The organism is Flavobacterium sp. HJSW_4 (assembly GCF_042436695.1).
Classification (GTDB): Bacteria; Bacteroidota; Bacteroidia; order Flavobacteriales; family Flavobacteriaceae; genus Flavobacterium.
On record NZ_JBHNPP010000008.1, the window covers coordinates 1 to 21,147 of the forward strand.

The window sequence follows — 21,147 nt, forward strand, 5'->3', positions numbered from 1 at the left end:
ATCGTTTACGGCGTGGACTACCAGGGTATCTAATCCTGTTCGCTACCCACGCTTTCGTCCATCAGCGTCAATCAATTGGTAGTAACCTGCCTTCGCAATTGGTATTCCATGTAATCTCTAAGCATTTCACCGCTACACTACATATTCTAGTTACTTCCCAATAATTCAAGTCCTGCAGTATCAATGGCCGTTCCACCGTTGAGCGATGGGCTTTCACCACTGACTTACAAGACCGCCTACGGACCCTTTAAACCCAATGATTCCGGATAACGCTTGGATCCTCCGTATTACCGCGGCTGCTGGCACGGAGTTAGCCGATCCTTATTCTTACGATACCGTCAAGCTCCTTCACGAAGGAGTGTTTCTTCTCGTACAAAAGCAGTTTACAATCCATAGGACCGTCATCCTGCACGCGGCATGGCTGGTTCAGGCTTGCGCCCATTGACCAATATTCCTCACTGCTGCCTCCCGTAGGAGTCTGGTCCGTGTCTCAGTACCAGTGTGGGGGATCTCCCTCTCAGGACCCCTACCCATCGTCGCCTTGGTAAGCCGTTACCTTACCAACTAGCTAATGGGACGCATGCTCATCTTTCACCGTTGCGACTTTAATTGGAAAAGGATGCCCTTCTCCAATGCTATGAGGTATTAATCCAAATTTCTCTGGGCTATCCCTCTGTGAAAGGCAGATTGCATACGCGTTACGCACCCGTGCGCCGGTCTCAAGGCCCGAAAGCCTCTACCCCTCGACTTGCATGTGTTAAGCCTGCCGCTAGCGTTCATCCTGAGCCAGGATCAAACTCTTCATCGTATATTTTAATATTATATAATCGATGCTTTATATCGGTTCTTTTTCGAATCTATCGATTCTACTGCTCTTATTTCTTTTGTCTCGTTGTTAAACGAGACGGCTGTCAATTCAATATGTCTACGAACGTGTCTTCTATTCTGTATCGCTTGTGTTTCAAAGCGGGTGCAAAACTAAAACTTCTTTTTGTTTCCTGCAAGAAAAACTTAAAAAAAATTGAAGCTTTTTTTTCGCCTCATTTTTATAATCTTTCTTCCAATCTTTCAAAGAGCTCTACCCGTTTTGCGGGGTGCAAATGTAAAAAGCTTTTTCAATTCCCGCAAGCTTTTCCGAATCTTTTTTCCGAAAATTTCTTTCCGTTCCGATTCCTGTTGCCTGCCTGAATTTCTAAGAGCGTTTTCGCTGTTGCGGGTGCAAAAGTAGAACCTTTTTCCGCTTTTCCAACACTTTTCATGCCCTTTTTTAAATCTTTTTCAAAACTATTTCTTAACTCGCTGGCAACATATTCTTTACGTTTTCATGTTTTTTGGGTTTGCGTGGGATTTTTCTGAAACGCTTTCCGTTTTTCCAGTTTTTCGGGGGCTTCATCTCTCCGCTTTTATTGGATTTTTAGCCTTTGATCCCGTTTTTTGATGATTTCTTATGCTTGCCAGAGCTTAGTTTTACCGAAAATCCTCTTTCGAAGACCGATCCCATAGCCCCGATAGAAGCGGAAATCCTTTTTGGGCCGGGGTTCGGTCCGAAAAGATTGGAGCGGATAGCGGGAAACAGCTCCTAAATCAAAAATTGCAATTATTCCGAATTACAAAACCCGATCGGATTCGGCTGCGCTCGAACGGACATTTCTATACTTATATAATATATGTATCAAAAAATAACCCGACAGCTTTTGGAAAACTGTCGGGCTAAGTACTATTATATATGTAGAATTTATATTTAAATCATGATCTCACAAAATTCGTTTTATACTTTACTATAATATATGTATACATTTAAAACTTTATTTTCTACTTTTTACTTGAATTCATCAAATTTTAAATAATCCAATGTCTTCAATAATTTACAGCCAGTACTTGGGAATCTGGGAGAATACAAGTAAAACTTAGGTATGCGAATCTCCTACTAGCGGAATCTAAACTTATAATTTTGTTTTAAAATCCCAACATGAAGTTTTCCTTTATTATTAATATGAGTAGTAACCATAATATATTTCTCTTCGGGATATTTTACGTCGAAATTGAACGTAGTGTCTTTTGCTTTAACCTGAAGCAAGTGTTTTCCTTCTCCAGATGTAGACAAGCTAACTGTTTCATAAGTCGGCAATGCTTCTGTTGCTTTCAAATTAATATCTTGAACTTTCTCTTTATCTAAAAAGACTTCTAGTTTTAAGTTATCTAATTTCATATCGGTTGGCTGTTCAAACGAGACCACATATTTTTTACAGCTGACAGTGCACAAAACGATTAATAGTAATAGAAGCTTTTTCATAGACGGGATTTTTTTGGAATGGACTTTATGTAGAATGATAATCTATTTATTTTTATAAATATAAATAATTTTATTGCGATTTGGTTTCTGAAAAAATTAGTTTTCCTCTTAAAAACTGATATTTAGATAGTTCTGAATTATATTAAAAAGTGTATTTTTTTTCACTAAAAAAACGCTATTTTATTGATTTTTACTAGGTTTAACGGGATTTTTTTCTTATCTTTATAGTGTAAATAACAGTAAATATATGCCGGAAAACAAACTATTTAATTACCAAAATTACACTTCAAAAAATCATTCTTTTTACTGCTTTATGCATTTTATTTCTCAAAATGCTTATCAGTTTCATTTCGAAACAATGTTTTCTAATCTTTTTTCTGAACCAAATATAGACACGCAGAAGAAACTAGAGCAACTGCTCCAACTGCAATCGTAATTATTTTACGAGGATATATTTTCTGAGCCATTTTTTTAGAAAATAGATTCTTAAAATTCAACAAGAGATTTCCTTTTTTAGGAATATCTTTTGACTCTTCATGTTCATTTTTCACCAAAACATTTTTTTCTATGCCTTTATTTTCTATTTCAGTAGTTACATTCTCAACGACATTTTTAATTTGTTTGGCTTCTTCAATTCTGCATTTTTCATTGAATTTTTTAAACGGGCGCGGCTGAAAGTCGACGATTACCGCAGCAAGATTTATGGCGTCAATATTTGACGGGTCCGTTTCGCCTTTGAAAAAAGTTTCAATAGGCCTGAACTTGTCTTTTTGATCTTTGAATTTATGTTTTTGAGTATGGTCAAAATTTAAGCATAATAAATTTCGAAAAACATTTAAATCGTCTTGTGTCGGATTATCTTCAAAAATAAGCCAGCACAAATCACGGAGTTTACCGCGCGAAGGATGGTATAAAAAATCAAAGTATTCTCCCTCTTTTTCGATCTCGTATTTAATTCTAATCGCTTTTTTATACTCTTCTAATGTATTATTCATCTTGCCTTTTTTAGGAACTTCTTTTGACTCTCTAATTTTCATTTTTAACCAAAACTTTTTTCTATGCCTTTACTTTCTACTTCTACAATTAAATTCTTACCAGCAATTTCAATTTCCGTTCCAAATCTATTTTATTTCTATATTTTTTTTAATTGTTCGCAACCAACTTTTGACGAACTTTTTGCATCTATAATAATAGAGATTTGGTTAGAAATCAAATAACATTTTAGCAAAAAATAGCCTTTGCATATTTGCTTTATTGGGAATTCTCGGGAATCTCAGGAATACGCAGGAATTCCGGGAATCCCTTATCGATAGTGACCTAGAAGCGTCATTACTTTGCATCAGAAATTAGTTCAAGTTTTGTCTGCAGACTAAAACAAAAATATAAAACTAGTTCTAATTAACATTGTGGAAAACCGTAAGACCGAGTTTATTCGGGAAGTATAAATTACGTCTTACAGTCTACACGATTTCACTTCCCCAAAAAACAATTTTGGTATCGCAATTCCAAGATTCGGACAAGTCCGAACAGCCATACCTATGTCTAATTTCTAAATTAAATTAAAATGAAAAAACTATTACTATTCATAGCTTTCGCGCTATTGTTCACGATATTTTCTTGTACTCCTGATGAGTATGAGACTCAACCTAAAAAGAAAATTGAAAAGGTTGGCACACCGTCAGCAGATTATAATGAGGGTCCTGGTGACAAAGGAAATGGAAATCCACCACCACCAGGTCCATAATAAAAAAAAAGTTTTTAGTATCTAATTAATTACTATTTTCGGGGAAAGTAAATTTAAATGTTACGGTCCCCTTTTTTTTATTGTATTATTTTGCTTTTTCTTTTTTCTTGCGAAGAAAAAAAACCTGTTAATCCTGATAATAAATCCATTAGGAAAGAGGCACTCTTTTTACGAAACAAAGCTATTGAAAATTTTGATCAACAGAATTTTAATACTGCCTTTTACCAATTCAATAAATCAAAAGAACTATATGAAATCCTAAAAGACAGTGCCAATATCTCGTACATACTCAATAGAATTGCAGAAATCTATCAGAGAAATGGAGATTATTATGGGAGTAAAGAAATCATAACTGAAGCATTACCATATATTAAAAAAGGAGTTTATATTGCTGACGCAAATAATTCGTTGGGTATTGCTGACAAAGAACTTTCTCTTTATGACGATGCCATTTATTACTATAAACAAGCCGCAAATGAATATGCCGACCCTCTCTTAAAACAAGGTCCCATACAAAATATTGCAGCTGTTTATATTCAACAAAAAAAATACAATAAAGCAATCCCTATTTTAGATTCTCTTTTACAATCTCTTTCAAGTAAAGACTTAAAAAAGAAAGCTGCTCCAAGTGATAAATCTATATTGTTAGATAATTTGGGTTTTGCATATTTCAAAAACGGAATGGATGAAAAAGGATTTCGATTAATGACTGAAGGTCTTCAAATAAGAGTCGAAACTAATGACACTTATGGAAGCATTGAAAGCTATCTTCATCTTGCCGATTATTATTCTAAAAAAGACAAACAGAAATCAGATGAAAACGCTCTTTTGGCTTACAAAGTAGCAACAAAAATGAATAGTGTTGATGAAAGGTTGGAAGCGTTGCAAATATTAGTCTCAAATGACAATACTTCTAATACTCCCAAATACACACAAAAGTATTTTACCTTAAACGACAGTATTATTAAAGTTAGAAATAATTTCAAAAACAAATCTGCCAAAATTAAATACGATGCAAAAAAGGAAAAGGATGAAAATGAAAAACTACGTTTAGAAAAAGCCGAAAATCAATTATCTCTTCAAAAAGCCAAATATCTCCGAATTGTATTTGTAATTGTTTTTATTTTCTTGGTGATTTTAATTGCGATTTTGATTCGCTACTATAAAAATAAAAATAAGGCTATCGAATTTAAAAGTTCATACGATACGGAAACGAGAATTTCTAAAAAGATTCATGATGAATTAGCAAATGATGTATTCCAAGTAATTGCTTTTGCTGAATCTCAGCCATTGGCTACAGAATACACTAAAGAAAATCTTCTTCAGAAATTGGATGATATTTACGGGCGTGTAAGAGGGATTTCGAAAGAAAACAATAAAATCGAAACCGGAAAAGATTTCACCAAAAGCATAAAAGAAATGCTTTCTGCCTATAATACTGTTGAAAGAAATATTATCGCCACCAATTTAGAAAGTGTAAACTGGGAAGATGTTGACGATATAAAGAAAATCACTATCGGAAGGGTTTTGCAAGAATTAATGGTGAATATGAAAAAACACAGTAAGGCAAATCTAGTTGTAATAAAATTTGAAAGCGATCAGAAATCGATTTTAATAAATTATACCGATAATGGAGTCGGCTGTGAAAAAGAGAAGATTTCTAAAAATGGCCTTCAGAATATGGAGCATAGAATTCACACGGTTAAAGGAAGCATTGAATTTGAAACAGAACCTGAAAATGGATTTAAAGCTAGAATAGCAATTCCTATATAAAACAAAAGCCTTTCGGAAGATTTCTGAAAGGCTTTTTCTTCAAAAAACAAGTAATTTTTAAAAATTACCTTGCGTTAAACTGCTTCTTTTAAAACAGCAACAGCTTCTTTCCAATTATTTACTCTTAAATAATTTTCTTTTTTTGCATTATGAAATGCAGTAAACATAATGGGTTTACCCATGCAAAAATCTAGATTCTTTGGATGATCATCGATAAGATAATCAGTATTGATAATGCTTTTGCTTCCGCATAAAACAATGTTCTGCCAATTGATAAAAGGAAAATGTTCTGCAAGCCATTCTATTTTTTCATTCAGCGAAAGCGGAAATTCCGTAGCTGCAGAAACAATATAAATCTCAAAATTCTCCTGTAACAGTTTTAAACTTTCTACAGCATCGTCAATTACGGGTAATGTTCTGAAGAAATCTTTAGAGTTTAAAACACTCATAACCTTCTCCCGACTGTGGAATGCTTCTTCCTCAGTTAAACCTTGAATATCTTCTCTTAAAATTGTTATTCCGAAATCTCTTTCGAAGTAAGTAATTAGGTGTGCCTCTACATCAGCAAGCACTCCATCCATGTCGATTGCAATTGATTTCTTTTTCATTGTAATTTTATTTTGCTGCTAAATTATGCAAAAATTGCAACAAACAGCAAAATATTGCGATTTTTTATTTATTTTTGCAGTATTAAACCGCAAATAGAAATGAGAAAAGAAGAACGACAACAGACCATTTTAGAATATTTATCTAAAGAACATCGTGTAACTTCGGTAGAGTTAAGCGAATATTTGAGTGTTTCTGAAGATACGATCAGACGTGATTTGAAAGAACTTTCAGACCAGGGACTTTTAAAAGCTGTTCGCGGTGGTGCGGTTGCTCCTTCTCCAATGCCTTTGCATTATAGAAAAAGAGAAAAACACGATCTTGAAAACAAAAAGATTATTGCAGAGAAAGCAATTTCTTATCTTAAAGACGGACAAGTTGTTTTTATTGATGGAGGAACAACTTCTTTGGCTTTGGTAGCAAGTTTTCCGCATGATTTGAGATTGACCGTAATTACAAATAGTTTTCCAGTTGCAGTTTTAATTGAAGATTTACCCAACATTGATTTAATTTTTGCTGGAGGAAAAATGTGTAAAACCTCTTTTACGACTGCCAGTATGGAATCTTTGGACTTTTTCAGAAATTTCAGAGCCGATATCTGTATTTTGGGAACTTGCGGAATTCATCATGAACGTGGTCTTACTGGAATTTTATATGATGATGCGCAGATCAAAAGAAATATGATTCAGAATTCGAATTTCATAATTGCTTTGGGTTCAAGCGAAAAAATTGATACAGGAGAAACTTATTTTGTTTCGCATTTAAAAGATATTGATGTTTTGGTAACTAATATTTCGCCAGACGAGGAAATATTAAAACCGTACAAAAAACAAGTGACGGTTCTATAATTTTTTAACACATAGAAACATAGCTTTTAGGCATTTAGTAAAGGCATTTCACTTATAATATTACGCATAGAACTATGTGTTAAAGCTTGCTTTTTTCTGTAATCTTAAACAGGAGCAATAAAAATCTATGTTTCTATGTGTTAAAACTAAATTTTACACTTTTCTATATGGTTAGCAATAAAAAAAGCCTTTCAGGATTTTACTCCCAAAAGGCTTTTTCTCTACAAATTAAGTGGCAATTTTATTTCCATCCGCCGCCCAAGTCTCTGTAGACATGAACTGCAGCATTTAATTGTTCTTTTTTAGTATCGATTAATTCCAATTTAGCTTCTAATGCATCTCTTTGAGTCATTAAAACTTCGAAATAATCAACTCTTGCCGATTTAAACAAATCGTTTGAAACATCTATAGAAGTATTTAATGCATCAACCTGTTTTGATTTAAGATCGTAACCTTTTTGAAGATTCTCAATCTTAGACATTTGATTTGAAACTTCTAAATACGCATTTAAAACCGTACGATCGTAATTGTATAATGCTTGAATTTGTCTTGCATTGGCACTTGCAAACTCCGCTTTAATCGCATTTCTATTAATCAAAGGCGCAACAAGATCTCCAGCCAATGAGTACAATAACGATTCTGGCATTGTAAACAAATAAGAAGGTTTAAAAGCATTTACCCCAATCGCAGCAGTAATATCCAAAGAAGGATAAAACTCAGCGCGAGCTACTTTTACATCTAATTTTGAAGCCACCAATTCCAATTCTGCTTGTTTAACATCTGGACGATTCTCTAACAATTGAGACGGAATTCCAGAACTTACAGCTGCTGGTAAAAGACTTAAGAAATTATTATTGCTTGTTCTTTTAATTTCCTGCGGATATCTTCCTAGCAAAAAGTTGATTTTATTTTCTGTTTCTTTTATCTTCTGCAAGATATCAAACTCCATACTTTGTGAAGTTAAAACCTCTGCTTCAAATTTCTTAACTCCAAGTTCAGTTGCTCTTGCCGCTTGTTTTTGAACTTTTACAATTTCTAAAGCATTAGTTTGTAATTTGATAGTTTGCTTTACAATATCCAATTGATTGTCTAAAGCCATTAATTCATAATAAGAATCAGCAACTTCAGCGATAAGATTTGTAATAACAAAGTTTTTACCTTCAACCGTAGCCAAATATCTATTTAAAGCTGCTTTTTTAGAGTTACGAAGTTTTTTCCAGATATCTACTTCCCAATTCGCGTAAGCGGCAATTGTAAAATCTCCTAACGGATCTGGAGTTTCAACACCTGGTTTAATTTCAGTTGTAGCATCACCAGCACCTTGGCTTGTATATCTACCTACTTTTTCTACTCCAGCTCCTGCACGTAAGCCCGCAGTTGGCAATAAAAGTCCTTTTTTTACACGAATATCGTTCTTTGCGATTTCTATTTCCTGTAAAGTAATGTTTAGTTCTTGATTATTTTTAAGAGCAATATCAATTAGATCAATAAGATTCTGATCTTTAAAGTAATCTTTCCAAGCTAAAGCAGCTGTATTATTGTTTGATTCCTGTGTTTGAGCTGTTTGCCCAAACGAATCAGGAACTGGCGTACTTGTAGTTACTGCTGCCTCAGGTGCAGGGGTTTTACACCCTGCAACTGCTAGACATGCAGCTAATACAATACTATATTGATATGTTTTAACTTTATACATGATTGTTATCAATTTCTTCTGTTAATGGGTTTTCTTCTTCATGTTTTACCAATTTGTGTTTCTCAGCAATTTTAGCAAATATGAAATACAAGCCCGGAATTACAAATACACCGCAAATGGTTCCGATAAGCATACCTCCTGCTGCTGCAGTACCAATTGTTCTGTTACCAATTTTACCCGGACCCGTTGCAAAAGCAAGTGGCAATAAACCAGCGATAAAAGCAAACGAGGTCATCAAAATTGGACGGAACCTAGCTTTTGCTCCTTCCATTGCTGCTTCAAGAACCGATTTCCCTGCTGCGTGTCTTTGAATCGCAAACTCTACAATCAATACGGCATTCTTACCTAATAATCCGATAAGCATTACCATGGCAACTTGAGCATAGATATTGTTTTCTAATCCAGTTAATTTTAATAAAAGGAAAGCTCCAAAAATACCGGCTGGCAAAGAAAGAATTACTGACAGTGGCAGAATAAAACTTTCGTATTGCGCCGCTAATACCAAGTAAACGAATCCTAAACAGATTAAGAATACCCAAATAGCTTGATTACCTTGTGCTACCTCATCGGCAGAAATACCTGCCCAGTCAATGTCATATCCTCTTGGCAGTTTTTCAGCAGCTACTTTCTGAATCACTTTAATTGCTGTACCAGAGCTATAACCAGCCGCAGGTGAACCACTGATCTGCGTTGAAGTATACATATTATGACGTGTAATTTCTGAAAGTCCGTACACTTTTTCTAATTTCATAAAAGCAGAAAAAGGCACCATTTCGTCACGATCATTTTTAACGTATAATTTTAAGATATCATCTGGTTGCGCACGATATTCTGGCGAAGCTTGAACAATTACTTTATAATTGATACCGAATTTGATAAAACTGATTTCGTAGTTACTTCCAACAAGAGTTGACAGCGTATTCATAGCATTTTCGATAGAAACACCTTTTTGCTGTGCCAAATCATTATCAACTTTCATCATATATTGAGGGAAACTCGAGCTATAGAAACTAAATACGTTTGATAATTCTGGCTGTTTATTTAATTCAGCAACAAAATCATTGTTTACTTGTTCCATTCTTTTGTAATCAACAGAACCTGTTTTATCTAACAAACGAAGCTCAAATCCTCCAGCAGCACCATATCCAGGTACAGCAGGCGGTTGGAAGAATTCGATATTAGCTCCTGCAATATCTTTACATTTTTCTTCCATTTCATGCATAATCTCAATAACAGATTCTTTTCTGTCGCTCCAATCTTTAAGGTTGACCAAACATGTTCCTGAGTTAGCACCTGTACCTTCAGAAAGAATTTCGTAACCTGCTAATGAAGAAACCGATTTCACTCCGTCAATACCTTCAGCAATTTTCTGAACTCTCTCCGCAATATTGTTTGTTCTTTCCAAAGAAGAACCTGGAGGAGTCTGAATTACAGCATAAAACATTCCCTGATCCTCATTCGGAATAAATCCAGAAGGAACAGTGCTACTTATTAACCATGTTCCAGCACAGAAACCAAGAAGCGCTACAATTGTAACCACTCTTCTGTTCACAATTTTAGCTAACAGATTTTGGTATTTTCCTTGCGCTAAATTGAATTTTTCATTAAAAGCATCAATAAATCTATTTGCTGGTGTTTTCTTTTTAGGCACTCCGTGATTATTTTTCAACATCATCGCACAAAGCGCAGGCGTTAAAGTCAAAGCCACAATACCCGAAAGAATAATCGCCGTTGCCATAGTTACAGAGAACTGTCTGTAGAATACCCCAACAGGACCTGACATAAATGCTACCGGAATAAATACCGCCGCCATAAGAAAGGTAATTGCAATGATTGCCCCCGCGATTTCATGCATTGCTTTCTTAGTGGCTTTAAATGGCGACAGATGTTCCTCTTCCATCTTGGCGTGGACAGCTTCAATAACCACAATCGCATCATCGACGACGACTCCAATTGCTAATACCAATGCGAATAATGTAATTAAGTTCAATGAAATATCGAAAAATGTCATGAACACAAACGTTCCTACCAATGATACAGGAACCGCAATTGCCGGAATAACCGTAGAACGCCAGTCTCCTAAGAAAAGGAATACTACTAAACCTACCAAGATAAATGCTTCAACCAAAGTGTGAATTACTTTTTCAATAGAAGCGTCAAGAAATTTAGAAACGTCATATGAAATTTCGTAATCCATTCCTTTTGGAAATCTTTGTTTGATTTTTTCCAGTTTTGCTTTTACTTCTTCAATAACCTGATTCGCGTTACTTCCAAAAGATTGTTTTAATACGATCGCCGCAGATGGTCTTCCATTCAAATTAGAATAGATATCATACATCGAGCTTCCAAATTCAACTTTTGCAACATCTTTCAATCTCAAAAGCTCACCATTCGGATTTGCTTTTACTACAATATTCTCGTATTGTTCTTTCGTTGTAAAACGTCCAGAATATTTCAATACATACTCAAATGCTTGAGAACGTTTACCAGAACTCTCCCCTGTTTTACCTGGAGAAGCTTCCAAACTCTGACTTGATAATGCTTCCATTATCTCATCAGCAGAAATTTTATAAGCCAACATACGATCTGGTTTCAACCAAATACGCATTGCATATTCACGTGTTCCTAAGATATCTCCAGAACCGATACCGTTTACCCTTTTTAATTCAGAAAGTACGTTGATATCGGCATAGTTGTATAAGAACTTCATGTCGGTATTTTTGTCTGTACTGTAAAGGTTCACGTACATCAACATACTCGGTACTTCACGAGTAATTTTGATACCTTCTCTAATTACTAAAGGAGGAAGTTTATTGGTAACAGAAGCCACACGGTTCTGAACGTTAATTGCAGCTTGGTTAGGATCTGTACCTAAGTTAAAAACTACTTTAATTGTTGCTTCACCGTCATTTCCTGCATCAGAAGCCATATATTTCATCCCTGGAACCCCGTTTAAGGCTCTTTCCAAAGGAATAACAACTGCCTTAACCATCAATTCACCATTCGATCCAGGATAATCTGCAGTAACGTTCACCATTGGAGGTGAAATTGTAGGGAATTGGGTTATTGGTAAACTTAAAACCGACAATACCCCTAAAAAGACAATAATCAACGATATTACTATCGACAGAACAGGTCTTTGAATAAATTTATTAAACATTTTTGTATTTTTTAATGATTAAAACCCAGTAAACCTATTCTGCTTTTAAACGTAAATGATTGATAACCTCTTTTGGAGATTCGTAATCAAATTTGATTTTGTCGTTTTCTTTTACTTTCTGAACACCTTCAAGTAAGATTTTATCATTTTCTGTAAGACCTGTCTTAATTACGTATAAATCAGGAATTTCTCCAGTAATTGTAATTTCTCTAGAACTTACTTTATTGTCTTTAGTAACTACGAAAACATATTTTTTATCTTGAATTTCGTAAGTCGCTTTTTGTGGAATCACAATAGCATTTTTAAGCGGAACATTCATTTGAACTTGTCCTGTCTCTCCGTTTCTAAGTAATTTTCCAGAATTTGGGAATCTTGCTCTGAAAGCAATGTTTCCTGTTTCGTTGTTGAATTCACTTTCGATAACCTCAACATTCCCTTTTTCTTTAAAAGTATCTCCGTTAGCTAAAACCAACGCTACTTTGTTATCTGCACGATCTTTAATATTTGTTTCATACTGAAGATATTCTGGCTCTGAAACATTGAAGTAAGCAAACATCTGACTGTTGTCTGAAAGGCTTGTTAACAATTCTCCTTCGTCAATTAAACTTCCTAATTTTAAAGGAATACGGTCGATAGTTCCGTCAAACGGAGCTCTAATTTCTGTGAATGATAAATGAAGTCTTGCTAAAGACACTTCAGCTTTTGCAGATTGCAATTTAGCTTGGGCAACACTCAATTCGTTTCTAGAAACAATATTTTTGTCTGCCAATAATTTAGAATTTTGCAATTCGATTTCTGCCGATTTTTGTTCAGACTGCGCTTTAAGTAACTCAGCCTCATACATGTTTGGCATAATCTTAAACAACAGTTGTCCTTTTTTTACAAACTGTCCTTCGTCAACATATATATTTTGTAAAAACCCTTTTTCTTGGGCGCGAAGCTCGATATTTCGAACTGATTTTATTTGTGAAACGTATTCTTTTGTGAATGAAGTATCAATTCTAACAGGGTTTGTAACCGTGAATTTTTCAGCTTCTTCTTTTTCTTCTTTTTTAGATGTACAGCTCGTTAAGCACACCAAGGCCATTAAGCCTGTGAACACAATGATTTTTTTCATGATTTAGTTTGGAAATTAAGCGATTGAATGCTTTTTGGAATGAAAATTCCTTTGGATGTTAAAATGCATCAGCCAGCCTTAGTCCAGACCTTACTTTATATAAGCAGAAGTAGAAAAAATATACAACAGCAAGATACGCAGAGATCGTAACTCAGGTAACCGATGTATATTATAAAATCAAATTCTTAATACTCGTTGAGTAATGTAGATAGGATTTGAATGCCCGAAAACAGGCGTAGAAATTTTTAAACGATTAGAATCATTCGCAGCAGACTGATCTGAAAGTGCCAGATACAAAGCGTCTACCAAACTATACGAAGCAGTAAAATATTTGTTCGTAAGTAAATCAACATCTTCGCCTCCAACAAGATCTTCTTCTAGATCAATATCTGTAGCTTCTTCAATTGTTGAGGTTCCGCGATCTTGATTAGTGAATTTAACTCTGTGTTTTTGCAGATGATGATGAGCATGAGGACCAAAAGTATTTGCATTCAAATATTGGCCTCCTCCTAACAGAAGCAAATTCATGAATACTAAAAATACTATTAACTTTCTCATTTCGGTGCGAAAGTAATAAAAGAATTAAAACAAAAAAAGAATTTTTAACAAGGTTTAACAGTTACATAAAACGAAAACGTTTTCATCCTTTTAATATTTAGCAATAGCTTTATTTAAAAATATAAGATTTATTTTAAGAAACTAAAAATCAATGTTTTAAGTTTTACAATTAAGAAAGTAAAATTTCCATAATCGTAAATTCTTGCCCTGCTTTTACAAAAGTTTTGAAGGTATCTTTCATTCCAAACTTCTTATAAAATGATTTTTTATTGCTTCTGGCATTGCACCAAACCTTTTCCAAACCTTTTTCTTTCGCAAATTCTAGAATATATTTTAAAAGATGAGAAGCAATTCCTTTTCCTTGATAATCTTCTAAGGTGGCTAATTTTCTAAACTGAATTTCTTTCCCGTCAATAAAACAAGAAACTATAGAAACTAATTTATCTTCTTCAAAAACTCCAAAATGAAATCCTGAATTATCTTCTTCAAGCTGTACAAATTCAAAAGGTTGATCTGGCCACATTACTTCGTGTCTTATTTGCCAAGTATCTGATGCGTTTATTATTTTAATTTCCATAGTGATTCATTAATTCTTCAAAAATAATTCATTTTAATTTGATTGTAAAAAGCAAACTAAAAATCCAGAAACAACTAATTTTCAAAACTTTACACAAAAATAAATCAGACAAATCATTCAATTTTAATCTATTATGATTATTTTTATAGTACCAAAATCAAATAAATCGCATTATGAGAAAATTCCTTTTAGCAGCATTTTTATGTATTTGCGCCAATGGATTTGCGCAATTGATACAAATCGGACCACAGTTTTCGACTAATATTACTTCTGTCAATGCCAAAAATTTCAGCTCAGACCATACAAACACAGGAGTTGGATTTGCTGCTTTTGGCCGATTAAATCTTGCACTTTTTTATGCTCAGGGAGAATTTGGATATGGCCAAACTAATTTCAGCGTGTACCAAGACGGCATTGGAGAAACTGAATATAAACTAGCAGGAACAGATGCATCATTAATTGCAGGGCTTAAAATTATTCCGCTTGGAAAATTGGGAAATGTGAGACTTTTTGTGGGATACAACTGGAAAAACTATTCCGACATAAGCACCAGCAATAATCTAAATTCTATCGCAATAGAAAGAAATAATCATAGTGTTCTTGGAGGTGTCGGAGTTGATGTTTGGAGACTGACTTTTGATGTTAGATATCTTGCAGGACTAAGCGATATAGATGCTTCAAATAGTGAAATTAAAACTGGGGTAACAAATTTTTCGCTTGGATTTAAATTTCTATAAAACAAAAAAAGGGAATCAAAACGATTCCCTTTTTTATAACTCTTATTTACATTTTAACGTAATAACTTTCTTCATTATTACTGTTTATCTTTTGTATTCCTTCTTCTGTTTTAATAGCTACATTAATAACATGCAGTACATTTAATTTTTCATTAAGACTGCAATTCCAAATTGACCCATCTGAAAGTATAATTTCTGAGAATACTGACACATAGCTTTTAGCATCATTATAAACTAAATTCTCTGTTTTTAGCAGTTTCTTTACTTTCGTTTTTTTGTCAACTTCGTAAAATAATAGCTCGTTTTCTTTAATTTCAACTACTTCGTCAAAACTAGACTGATTAGTACTTGTGGTAACAGTAGACCAAACTGGTTGGGTTCCTGTTTTTTTCCAAGTTCCAATTACATGGCTTAAAATTTCTTTTCTTAAAATTTCTTTTAAAGTATCGACTTTTTTAACAGCCTCTTGACCTATTTCATTTTCAGGTTTAATCTTCGCAGCCAAAGAAAATAAATCAATAGCTTTTACAAAATCAGCTTTTTTGTAGTACGAAACAGCCAAATCATATTTGTTTTTTTGAAATGCTGCCTTTTGATCATTCTGTCCAAAAAACTGAAGGGTATTTAGCAAAACAATCAGAACAAATGTATTTTTCATTTTATAAACTGTAGGTTTTTTATTAGTCGGCAAACATAATATATTTCCCCTAAACATCTTTACGGTTTCCCGTAATTTTGAATATTTTTAATTATTTTAAATAAAAAACGCCACTTCGTTAAAACAAAGCGGCGTTATTAAACCATTTCTTACAGTTAATTCAATTATTTAACATGTAAAATATTATCTTCTGGCGTTGCATCCATAAAAATTCCGCCATCAACTTCAATTTTTTCTATTTTTTTTGCACTTTTCAGAATTATTTTGGCTGTTTTTTGATTTTTCTCCCAAATTGCCGGTGTTTGATGCACAGTAACTTTCGATTTGTCAGCGTAAGTAATTATAACATCAAATGGAATAGCAAAACCGCCAATATTTTCTACTATTATCGTTTTCTTATCAGCAGAAAGTCCTTTTACAGCAATATCTAAATAATGGTTAGTAAAGAACCAATTATTAAAAAACCAATTTAAGTTCTTTCCAGTTGCAGTATTAAATGAATTAAAATAATCCCACGGAATTGGATGTTTTCCGTTCCAAGTATCCATATAATAATGAAGTGCCTTTTTAAACATTTCATCTCCCAGCATATCTTTCAAAGCTAAATAAGAAAGAGACGCTTTTCCATAAGAATTATTTCCATAACCTGCTCCTGAAACCTGTGTAGACATTGTTATAATAGGCTGATCTTCTTCTGTAGAACGATCAGTAATATAATGTTTCACTCTAAATTCCTTATAAAATTTATCTGCCGCTTCTTTGCCGTGTTCTGCAATTCCGATTAAATATTCAAAAGTTGTTGCCCAACCTTCATCCATAAAAGCATAACGCGTTTCATTAATTCCCATATAGAAAGGAAAATAAGTATGCGCCACTTCATGATCTTGAACCAATTGTGCAAAAACAGGATCATCCATTTGTGAATCGTTGCACATCATTGGATATTCCATATCTGCAAAACCTTGAAAAGCCGTCATTTTTGAAAATGGATAAGGAACTCCTGGCCAATTGTTAGAAAACCAATCTAAAGCATATTGGTTGTTTTTAACTGAATTTACAAAATCAGTTCCTTTCACATTATAAGCTGCTTGAACACTTGCGCGACGATTTGTTTTCTTGTCAACCACAACACTGCTGGCATCCCATAAATAATGATCGCTTAAACCAAAACACACATCTGAAATATTTTTAGCTTCAAATTTCCAAACATTCCAATCGTATTGTTTCGTTACTACTCCGCTTTTCATTTCTTGTTCGTTAGCGATATGCAGAATTTCATCTGTAGTGTATGATTTCTTTAAGCGTGAAGCAAATTCAGGTTGCAAAACCTCATCTGGATTTAACAAATCTCCAGTCGCATAGACCACGTAATTTTTTGGTGCTTTTACAGAAAAAACATAATCATTGAAATCATTATAAAATTCCTGACGATCAGTGTGCGCCAATCTGTCCCAACCATTGTAATCATCAAAAACTGAAACGCGAGGATAACTGTATGCTACAAAAAATGTTGTTTCGTCAATCTGCCCTTCTCTACCGCTTTCTATAGACAACGGATAATTCCACTGAATATTGATAATTGTTTTAGAACGCGGCAAAATCGGTTTTTGCAATTTTACATTCCCAACAGTTCCCCATTTTTTTGCGTCTTCTTTGTATACTTCATTTTCTATTTTTAATGAAGTAATTGTTAATCCTTCGCTTAAAAAATCATTGCTTACTTCGCTTCCACGAGGAGAAGAAGGTTTGTGAAGATTATTTACAAAACGAATAACCAAGTTTCTTAGCGTATCCTTGCTATTGTTTTCGTAAATTATGGTTTCTGTTCCGCTGACCAATCTCGTTTTCGGATCAACTGAAATTTCCATATTATATTTTCCTCGGTTCTGCCAATAATTTGCTCCAGGTTTTCCGTCTTTAGAACGTGTTCCGTTCTCATAAGCTTCTTTAATATTTCTGGGCATATAAAGCTCTTGGGCAAAGTTATTTTGGGCAAAAAGAACAAATGCTATTAATGCAAATTGCAAAAATTTCTTTTTCATAAGTAGTTCTTAGGTATTTTAAATTAATTTTTGATATCGTATTAGTGGACTTTTTTCTACGAATGTTACAAATTTAGTTATTAATTGTAAATTGTTGATAGTGAATTGTAAAATGTGAGATGTAATTTTAGCTCTAACTTTTCACAAAAAGAAAAACTTAGAATCTCAGAACCTTAGTATCTAAAAAAGTAAAAACCGTCTATCACCAAAAGCAACAGACGGCATCTACAATTAATATATAACCTTGAGGACTACAAAATATAATCTGTATTAATAAAATTTGATTCTTTGCTGTTAAGCAATTCCTGTAGAATCTCATTATTATAATCGATATCTTTTGAAGCTACAAACGTACGAATTGAGAAAGAACGCAAAGCATCTGGAATACTCAAAGTTCCTACAGCAGAATCTTTTCTTCCTGTGAATGGGAAAGCATCTGGCCCTCTTTGACAAGAACTGTTGAGGTTTACTCTACAAACTAAATTTACCAAAGCATCAATCAGCGGTGCTAGAGTTTTGATGTCTTTACCAAACAAACTCACTTGCTGTCCGTAATTTGATTCTGCCATGTCTTTTAATGGCTCTTTAATATCTTTGAAAGAAAGAACAGGAACAACTGGCCCAAACTGCTCTTCGTGATAAACACGCATTTCTTTATTTACTGGATATAAAACAGCTGGAAAAATATAATTATCAGTGTGTTTTCCTCCTTTTTCATTGATGATTTTTGCTCCTTTTGAAGTTGCATCATCAATTAAACCTTGAATATATTTTGGCTTATCTGTTTCTGGAAGCGGTGTTAAAGAAACTCCTTTTTCCCACGGATTTCCAAAAAGCAAACTATCTACTTTTTCAGAAAAACGTTTATTGAATTCTTCTGCAATAGATTCGTGAACATAAAGCACTTTTAAAGCCGTACAACGCTGACCGTTAAAAGACAAACTTCCTGTAATACATTCTTGAATAGCCAAATCTAAATCTGCATCTGAAAGAATAATCGCTGGATTTTTAGCTTCTAAACCTAAAATTAAACGTAATCTGTTTTTGTTCGGATGTTGATCTTGTAAAGCAATCGCCGATTTACTGTTTCCAATTAATGCCAAAACATCAATTTTTCCAGATTTCATAATCGGAGAAGCCACTTCACGTCCTCTACCGTAAACAATGTTGATTACCCCTTTTGGAAAACTGCTTCTGAAAGCTTCTAATAATGGCGAAATACATAAAACACCATGTTTAGCAGGTTTGAAGATTACAGTATTTCCCATAATCAAAGCAGGAATCAATAATGAAAAAGTTTCATTAAGAGGATAATTGTAAGGTCCAAGACACAAAACAACTCCAAGAGGTCCACGACGGATCATCGCGTTTACACCTTGTACTTTTTCAAAATGTGAACTGCGTCCGTTTAATTCTTTATAGCTGGCAATAGTATCGTAAATATATTCTACTGTTCTGTCAAATTCTTTTTGTGAATCTCCAAGGTTTTTTCCAATTTCCCACATCAAAAGTTTAACCACTTCTTCGCGGGTTTCTTTCATTTGTTTCACAAATTTTTCCATGCATTTAATACGATCCACTACTTTCATAGTTGGCCATAAACCTTGTCCCATATCGTATGCATCGGTAGCAGCTTCGACAACTTCTGCTGCTTCTTTTTCTCCCATAAAAGGAATAGATCCTAATAAAGTTGGCGAATACTTTTCAGTTGAAGAAATAGTAGAAAACACAGGTGTGGTTTGTCCTGTCCATTGTTTCAATTCTCCATTTACAAGATAAGTATCTTGATTTATCAGACTTGTAATCTGATATTCTTCTGGTATAAAACTCATAATTAATTTGGTTTGTTAATAGTCTGGTAATTCTATTTCAAAAAAAAAAAAGAGGCTTTATTATGCCTCTTCTTCTTTTATGGTTGTACTGTTTCGCCTTCCCAATCTAGGATTCCTCCAAGCAGATTGTAAGCGTTTTCGATACCCAATTCGTTCATGATTTGGCAAGCTTTAGCGCTTCTAGCCCCAGAACGACAGTATACGTAATAGTTTTTATTTTTGTCTAATTCTTCGATTTCATAGATAAATGCCTGCCCTTTATTGATATCAATATTAAGAGCATTCTCAATGTAGCCGTCATTAAATTCGTCTTCAGTTCTTACATCAAGTATAACTGCATTTTCGTCAGCTCCTAGCTGTGCAACCCAATCTTCTTGTGATAAATTCATAATAAAATGTGTTTTTGTAAAATTACGACGTTTCTCTATATGAAAAACGTACCAAATGCGATTTCGATTATTATTCTCAGAAAACGTTTTAGAGAAACTATTATAATCAGTGAATTACAAATTTAGTTACTATTTTTAAAAATTCAGCCTACAAAATCGATAGAAAATAGGATTTTTTCATTTATATAAAACACATCTTAAATGCAGTTTCCTTACAATTAATCCCATTTCAATCTCTTATCTTTGTCAGAATCTAAAAATAGAAGCCTTTTAATTAATAATGATACATTATAATGAAATTGATAATGGTACTTTTTTTGTTTTGCAGTTTATCTCTATCCGCACAAAAAGATGGAAATAATTCAGAGACAGAAGAAATAAAAATCGAAAACGGAGCAATTACTAAAAAATTCAACAAGGGAAAACTAGAAAGTTTTACTGTTGAGATTAATGCTAATTCCTATTACAATTCCTTTCTCTTTACCCAAAAAAATGATACTATAATTGCTACTAATTTAAGTGAAGAAAAAGCAGTCATTAAATTTTATGTAAAAGACAAAAAGAAAGTTAGCGAATTCTTTTATAACGGAAGATTATTATTTTATCAGGAAGTAATAGATTTCAACACAACTAAATTACCGCCAAATGGCAGAATTTGGGGAACCATATACAATGCAGAAAAAACAAGTTATTTATTTTACCGAGACAATTTATCAAAAGCTCAAGGCGATGATTTTGAGAAAACACACAAATTATACAGCTTCTTAAAAACAGCTGAATATAATGTTACTTCAGACTTGCTCTTTAATGAAATTGCTGATTTTTTTTCAGAAGAAGATGCGATTTTGAAAATTTATCTTAGTTCATACAGAAATAAAATAATAGCTGAATCAAAGTTACTCAAAGTAGCTTATTTAACTACAAATGGGCAAGGCCAGATAAAAAATGGTGTTTTATGGACACAAAAATCTGACCTTAAAGGTGAATACAAGCTTTTTGAAAACCAAAAAAACATAAAAACGGAAAACATCGATTTAGATTCTTTTCAGGGAATTTTTAACGATTATTATATTTTAAATCTTCCTGTTCAGGATTAAAACTAATCAGACAAAAAAACAGA

General features: G+C 33.6%; 17 protein-coding genes and 1 rRNA gene. 5 read left to right on the forward strand and 13 right to left on the reverse strand.

The window, feature by feature from the left end; all coding sequences use genetic code 11:
• From ACE01P_RS09475 to ACE01P_RS09485, 3 genes are all read right to left on the reverse strand, one after another.
• Window positions 1-808, reverse strand: a 16S ribosomal RNA gene (locus tag ACE01P_RS09475); the annotation flags it as partial.
• 1,119 nt (window positions 809-1,927) lie between these two features.
• Complete coding sequence (locus ACE01P_RS09480; protein ID WP_379696706.1) at window positions 1,928-2,293, reverse strand: hypothetical protein; 366 nt, start codon at window positions 2,291-2,293, stop codon at window positions 1,928-1,930.
• 365 nt (window positions 2,294-2,658) lie between these two features.
• Window positions 2,659-3,330, reverse strand: a complete 672-nt coding sequence (locus ACE01P_RS09485) for a hypothetical protein (protein WP_379696709.1) — start codon at window positions 3,328-3,330, stop codon at window positions 2,659-2,661.
• Between the two features lie 527 nt (window positions 3,331-3,857).
• Between ACE01P_RS09485 and ACE01P_RS09490 the strand changes: the two genes are divergently transcribed.
• Both ACE01P_RS09490 and ACE01P_RS09495 read left to right on the forward strand, forming a co-directional pair.
• On the forward strand, window positions 3,858-4,037 hold the full coding sequence (locus ACE01P_RS09490; protein WP_379696711.1) for a hypothetical protein: 180 nt from the start codon (window positions 3,858-3,860) through the stop codon (window positions 4,035-4,037).
• Window positions 4,038-4,127: 90 nt separating this feature from the next.
• Window positions 4,128-5,810 (forward strand): ATP-binding protein, encoded by a 1,683-nt coding sequence (locus tag ACE01P_RS09495; RefSeq protein WP_379696714.1) that lies wholly within the window; start codon window positions 4,128-4,130, stop codon window positions 5,808-5,810.
• Window positions 5,811-5,884: 74 nt separating this feature from the next.
• Here the strand turns inward: ACE01P_RS09495 and ACE01P_RS09500 are convergent, their stop codons facing one another.
• Window positions 5,885-6,418 (reverse strand): 5'(3')-deoxyribonucleotidase, encoded by a 534-nt coding sequence (locus ACE01P_RS09500; RefSeq protein WP_379696717.1) that lies wholly within the window; start codon window positions 6,416-6,418, stop codon window positions 5,885-5,887.
• Window positions 6,419-6,517: 99 nt separating this feature from the next.
• Here ACE01P_RS09500 and ACE01P_RS09505 point away from each other — a divergent pair, with 99 nt between their 5' ends.
• Window positions 6,518-7,264 carry a DeoR/GlpR family DNA-binding transcription regulator gene (locus ACE01P_RS09505; protein ID WP_379696720.1) on the forward strand — a complete coding sequence of 249 codons (747 nt, stop codon included), beginning with the start codon at window positions 6,518-6,520 and terminating at the stop codon, window positions 7,262-7,264.
• 241 nt (window positions 7,265-7,505) lie between these two features.
• Here ACE01P_RS09505 and ACE01P_RS09510 read toward each other — a convergent pair whose 3' ends face one another.
• The 5 genes from ACE01P_RS09510 to ACE01P_RS09530 form a co-directional block, all read right to left on the reverse strand.
• Window positions 7,506-8,957, reverse strand: a complete 1,452-nt coding sequence (locus tag ACE01P_RS09510) for a TolC family protein (RefSeq protein WP_379696723.1) — start codon at window positions 8,955-8,957, stop codon at window positions 7,506-7,508.
• On the reverse strand, window positions 8,950-12,117 hold the full coding sequence (locus ACE01P_RS09515; protein ID WP_379696726.1) for an efflux RND transporter permease subunit: 3,168 nt from the start codon (window positions 12,115-12,117) through the stop codon (window positions 8,950-8,952). Before ACE01P_RS09515 ends, ACE01P_RS09510 begins: the two co-directional genes overlap by 8 nt.
• 34 nt (window positions 12,118-12,151) lie before the next feature.
• Entirely contained in the window at window positions 12,152-13,234 is a 1,083-nt protein-coding gene (locus ACE01P_RS09520) for an efflux RND transporter periplasmic adaptor subunit (protein ID WP_379696729.1), read from the reverse strand.
• A gap of 177 nt (window positions 13,235-13,411) precedes the next feature.
• A complete protein-coding gene (locus ACE01P_RS09525; protein WP_379696732.1) occupies window positions 13,412-13,792 on the reverse strand; it encodes a hypothetical protein in 381 nt (126 codons plus the stop codon).
• A gap of 169 nt (window positions 13,793-13,961) precedes the next feature.
• Complete coding sequence (locus tag ACE01P_RS09530) at window positions 13,962-14,369, reverse strand: GNAT family N-acetyltransferase (RefSeq protein ID WP_379696734.1); 408 nt, start codon at window positions 14,367-14,369, stop codon at window positions 13,962-13,964.
• A gap of 173 nt (window positions 14,370-14,542) precedes the next feature.
• On the opposite strand from ACE01P_RS09530, the gene ACE01P_RS09535 reads away from it, so the two are divergent.
• Entirely contained in the window at window positions 14,543-15,106 is a 564-nt protein-coding gene (locus ACE01P_RS09535; protein WP_379696737.1) for an outer membrane beta-barrel protein, read from the forward strand.
• A gap of 46 nt (window positions 15,107-15,152) precedes the next feature.
• Here ACE01P_RS09535 and ACE01P_RS09540 read toward each other — a convergent pair whose 3' ends face one another.
• The 4 genes from ACE01P_RS09540 to ACE01P_RS09555 form a co-directional block, all read right to left on the reverse strand.
• A complete protein-coding gene (locus ACE01P_RS09540; RefSeq protein WP_379696740.1) occupies window positions 15,153-15,764 on the reverse strand; it encodes a hypothetical protein in 612 nt (203 codons plus the stop codon).
• Between the two features lie 164 nt (window positions 15,765-15,928).
• Complete coding sequence (locus ACE01P_RS09545) at window positions 15,929-17,806, reverse strand: M1 family metallopeptidase (RefSeq protein WP_379696743.1); 1,878 nt, start codon at window positions 17,804-17,806, stop codon at window positions 15,929-15,931.
• A 251-nt stretch (window positions 17,807-18,057) separates the two neighbouring features.
• Entirely contained in the window at window positions 18,058-19,638 is a 1,581-nt protein-coding gene (locus tag ACE01P_RS09550) for an NADP-dependent glyceraldehyde-3-phosphate dehydrogenase (protein WP_379696746.1), read from the reverse strand.
• A gap of 77 nt (window positions 19,639-19,715) precedes the next feature.
• The gene (locus tag ACE01P_RS09555) at window positions 19,716-20,027 is read right to left on the reverse strand and encodes a rhodanese-like domain-containing protein (protein WP_379696749.1); all 312 of its coding nucleotides are present in this window, start codon (window positions 20,025-20,027) and stop codon (window positions 19,716-19,718) included.
• A 293-nt stretch (window positions 20,028-20,320) separates the two neighbouring features.
• Here ACE01P_RS09555 and ACE01P_RS09560 point away from each other — a divergent pair, with 293 nt between their 5' ends.
• Window positions 20,321-21,124 carry a hypothetical protein gene (locus ACE01P_RS09560; RefSeq protein WP_379696751.1) on the forward strand — a complete coding sequence of 268 codons (804 nt, stop codon included), beginning with the start codon at window positions 20,321-20,323 and terminating at the stop codon, window positions 21,122-21,124.
• The last annotated feature ends 23 nt before the right edge of the window (window positions 21,125-21,147 follow it).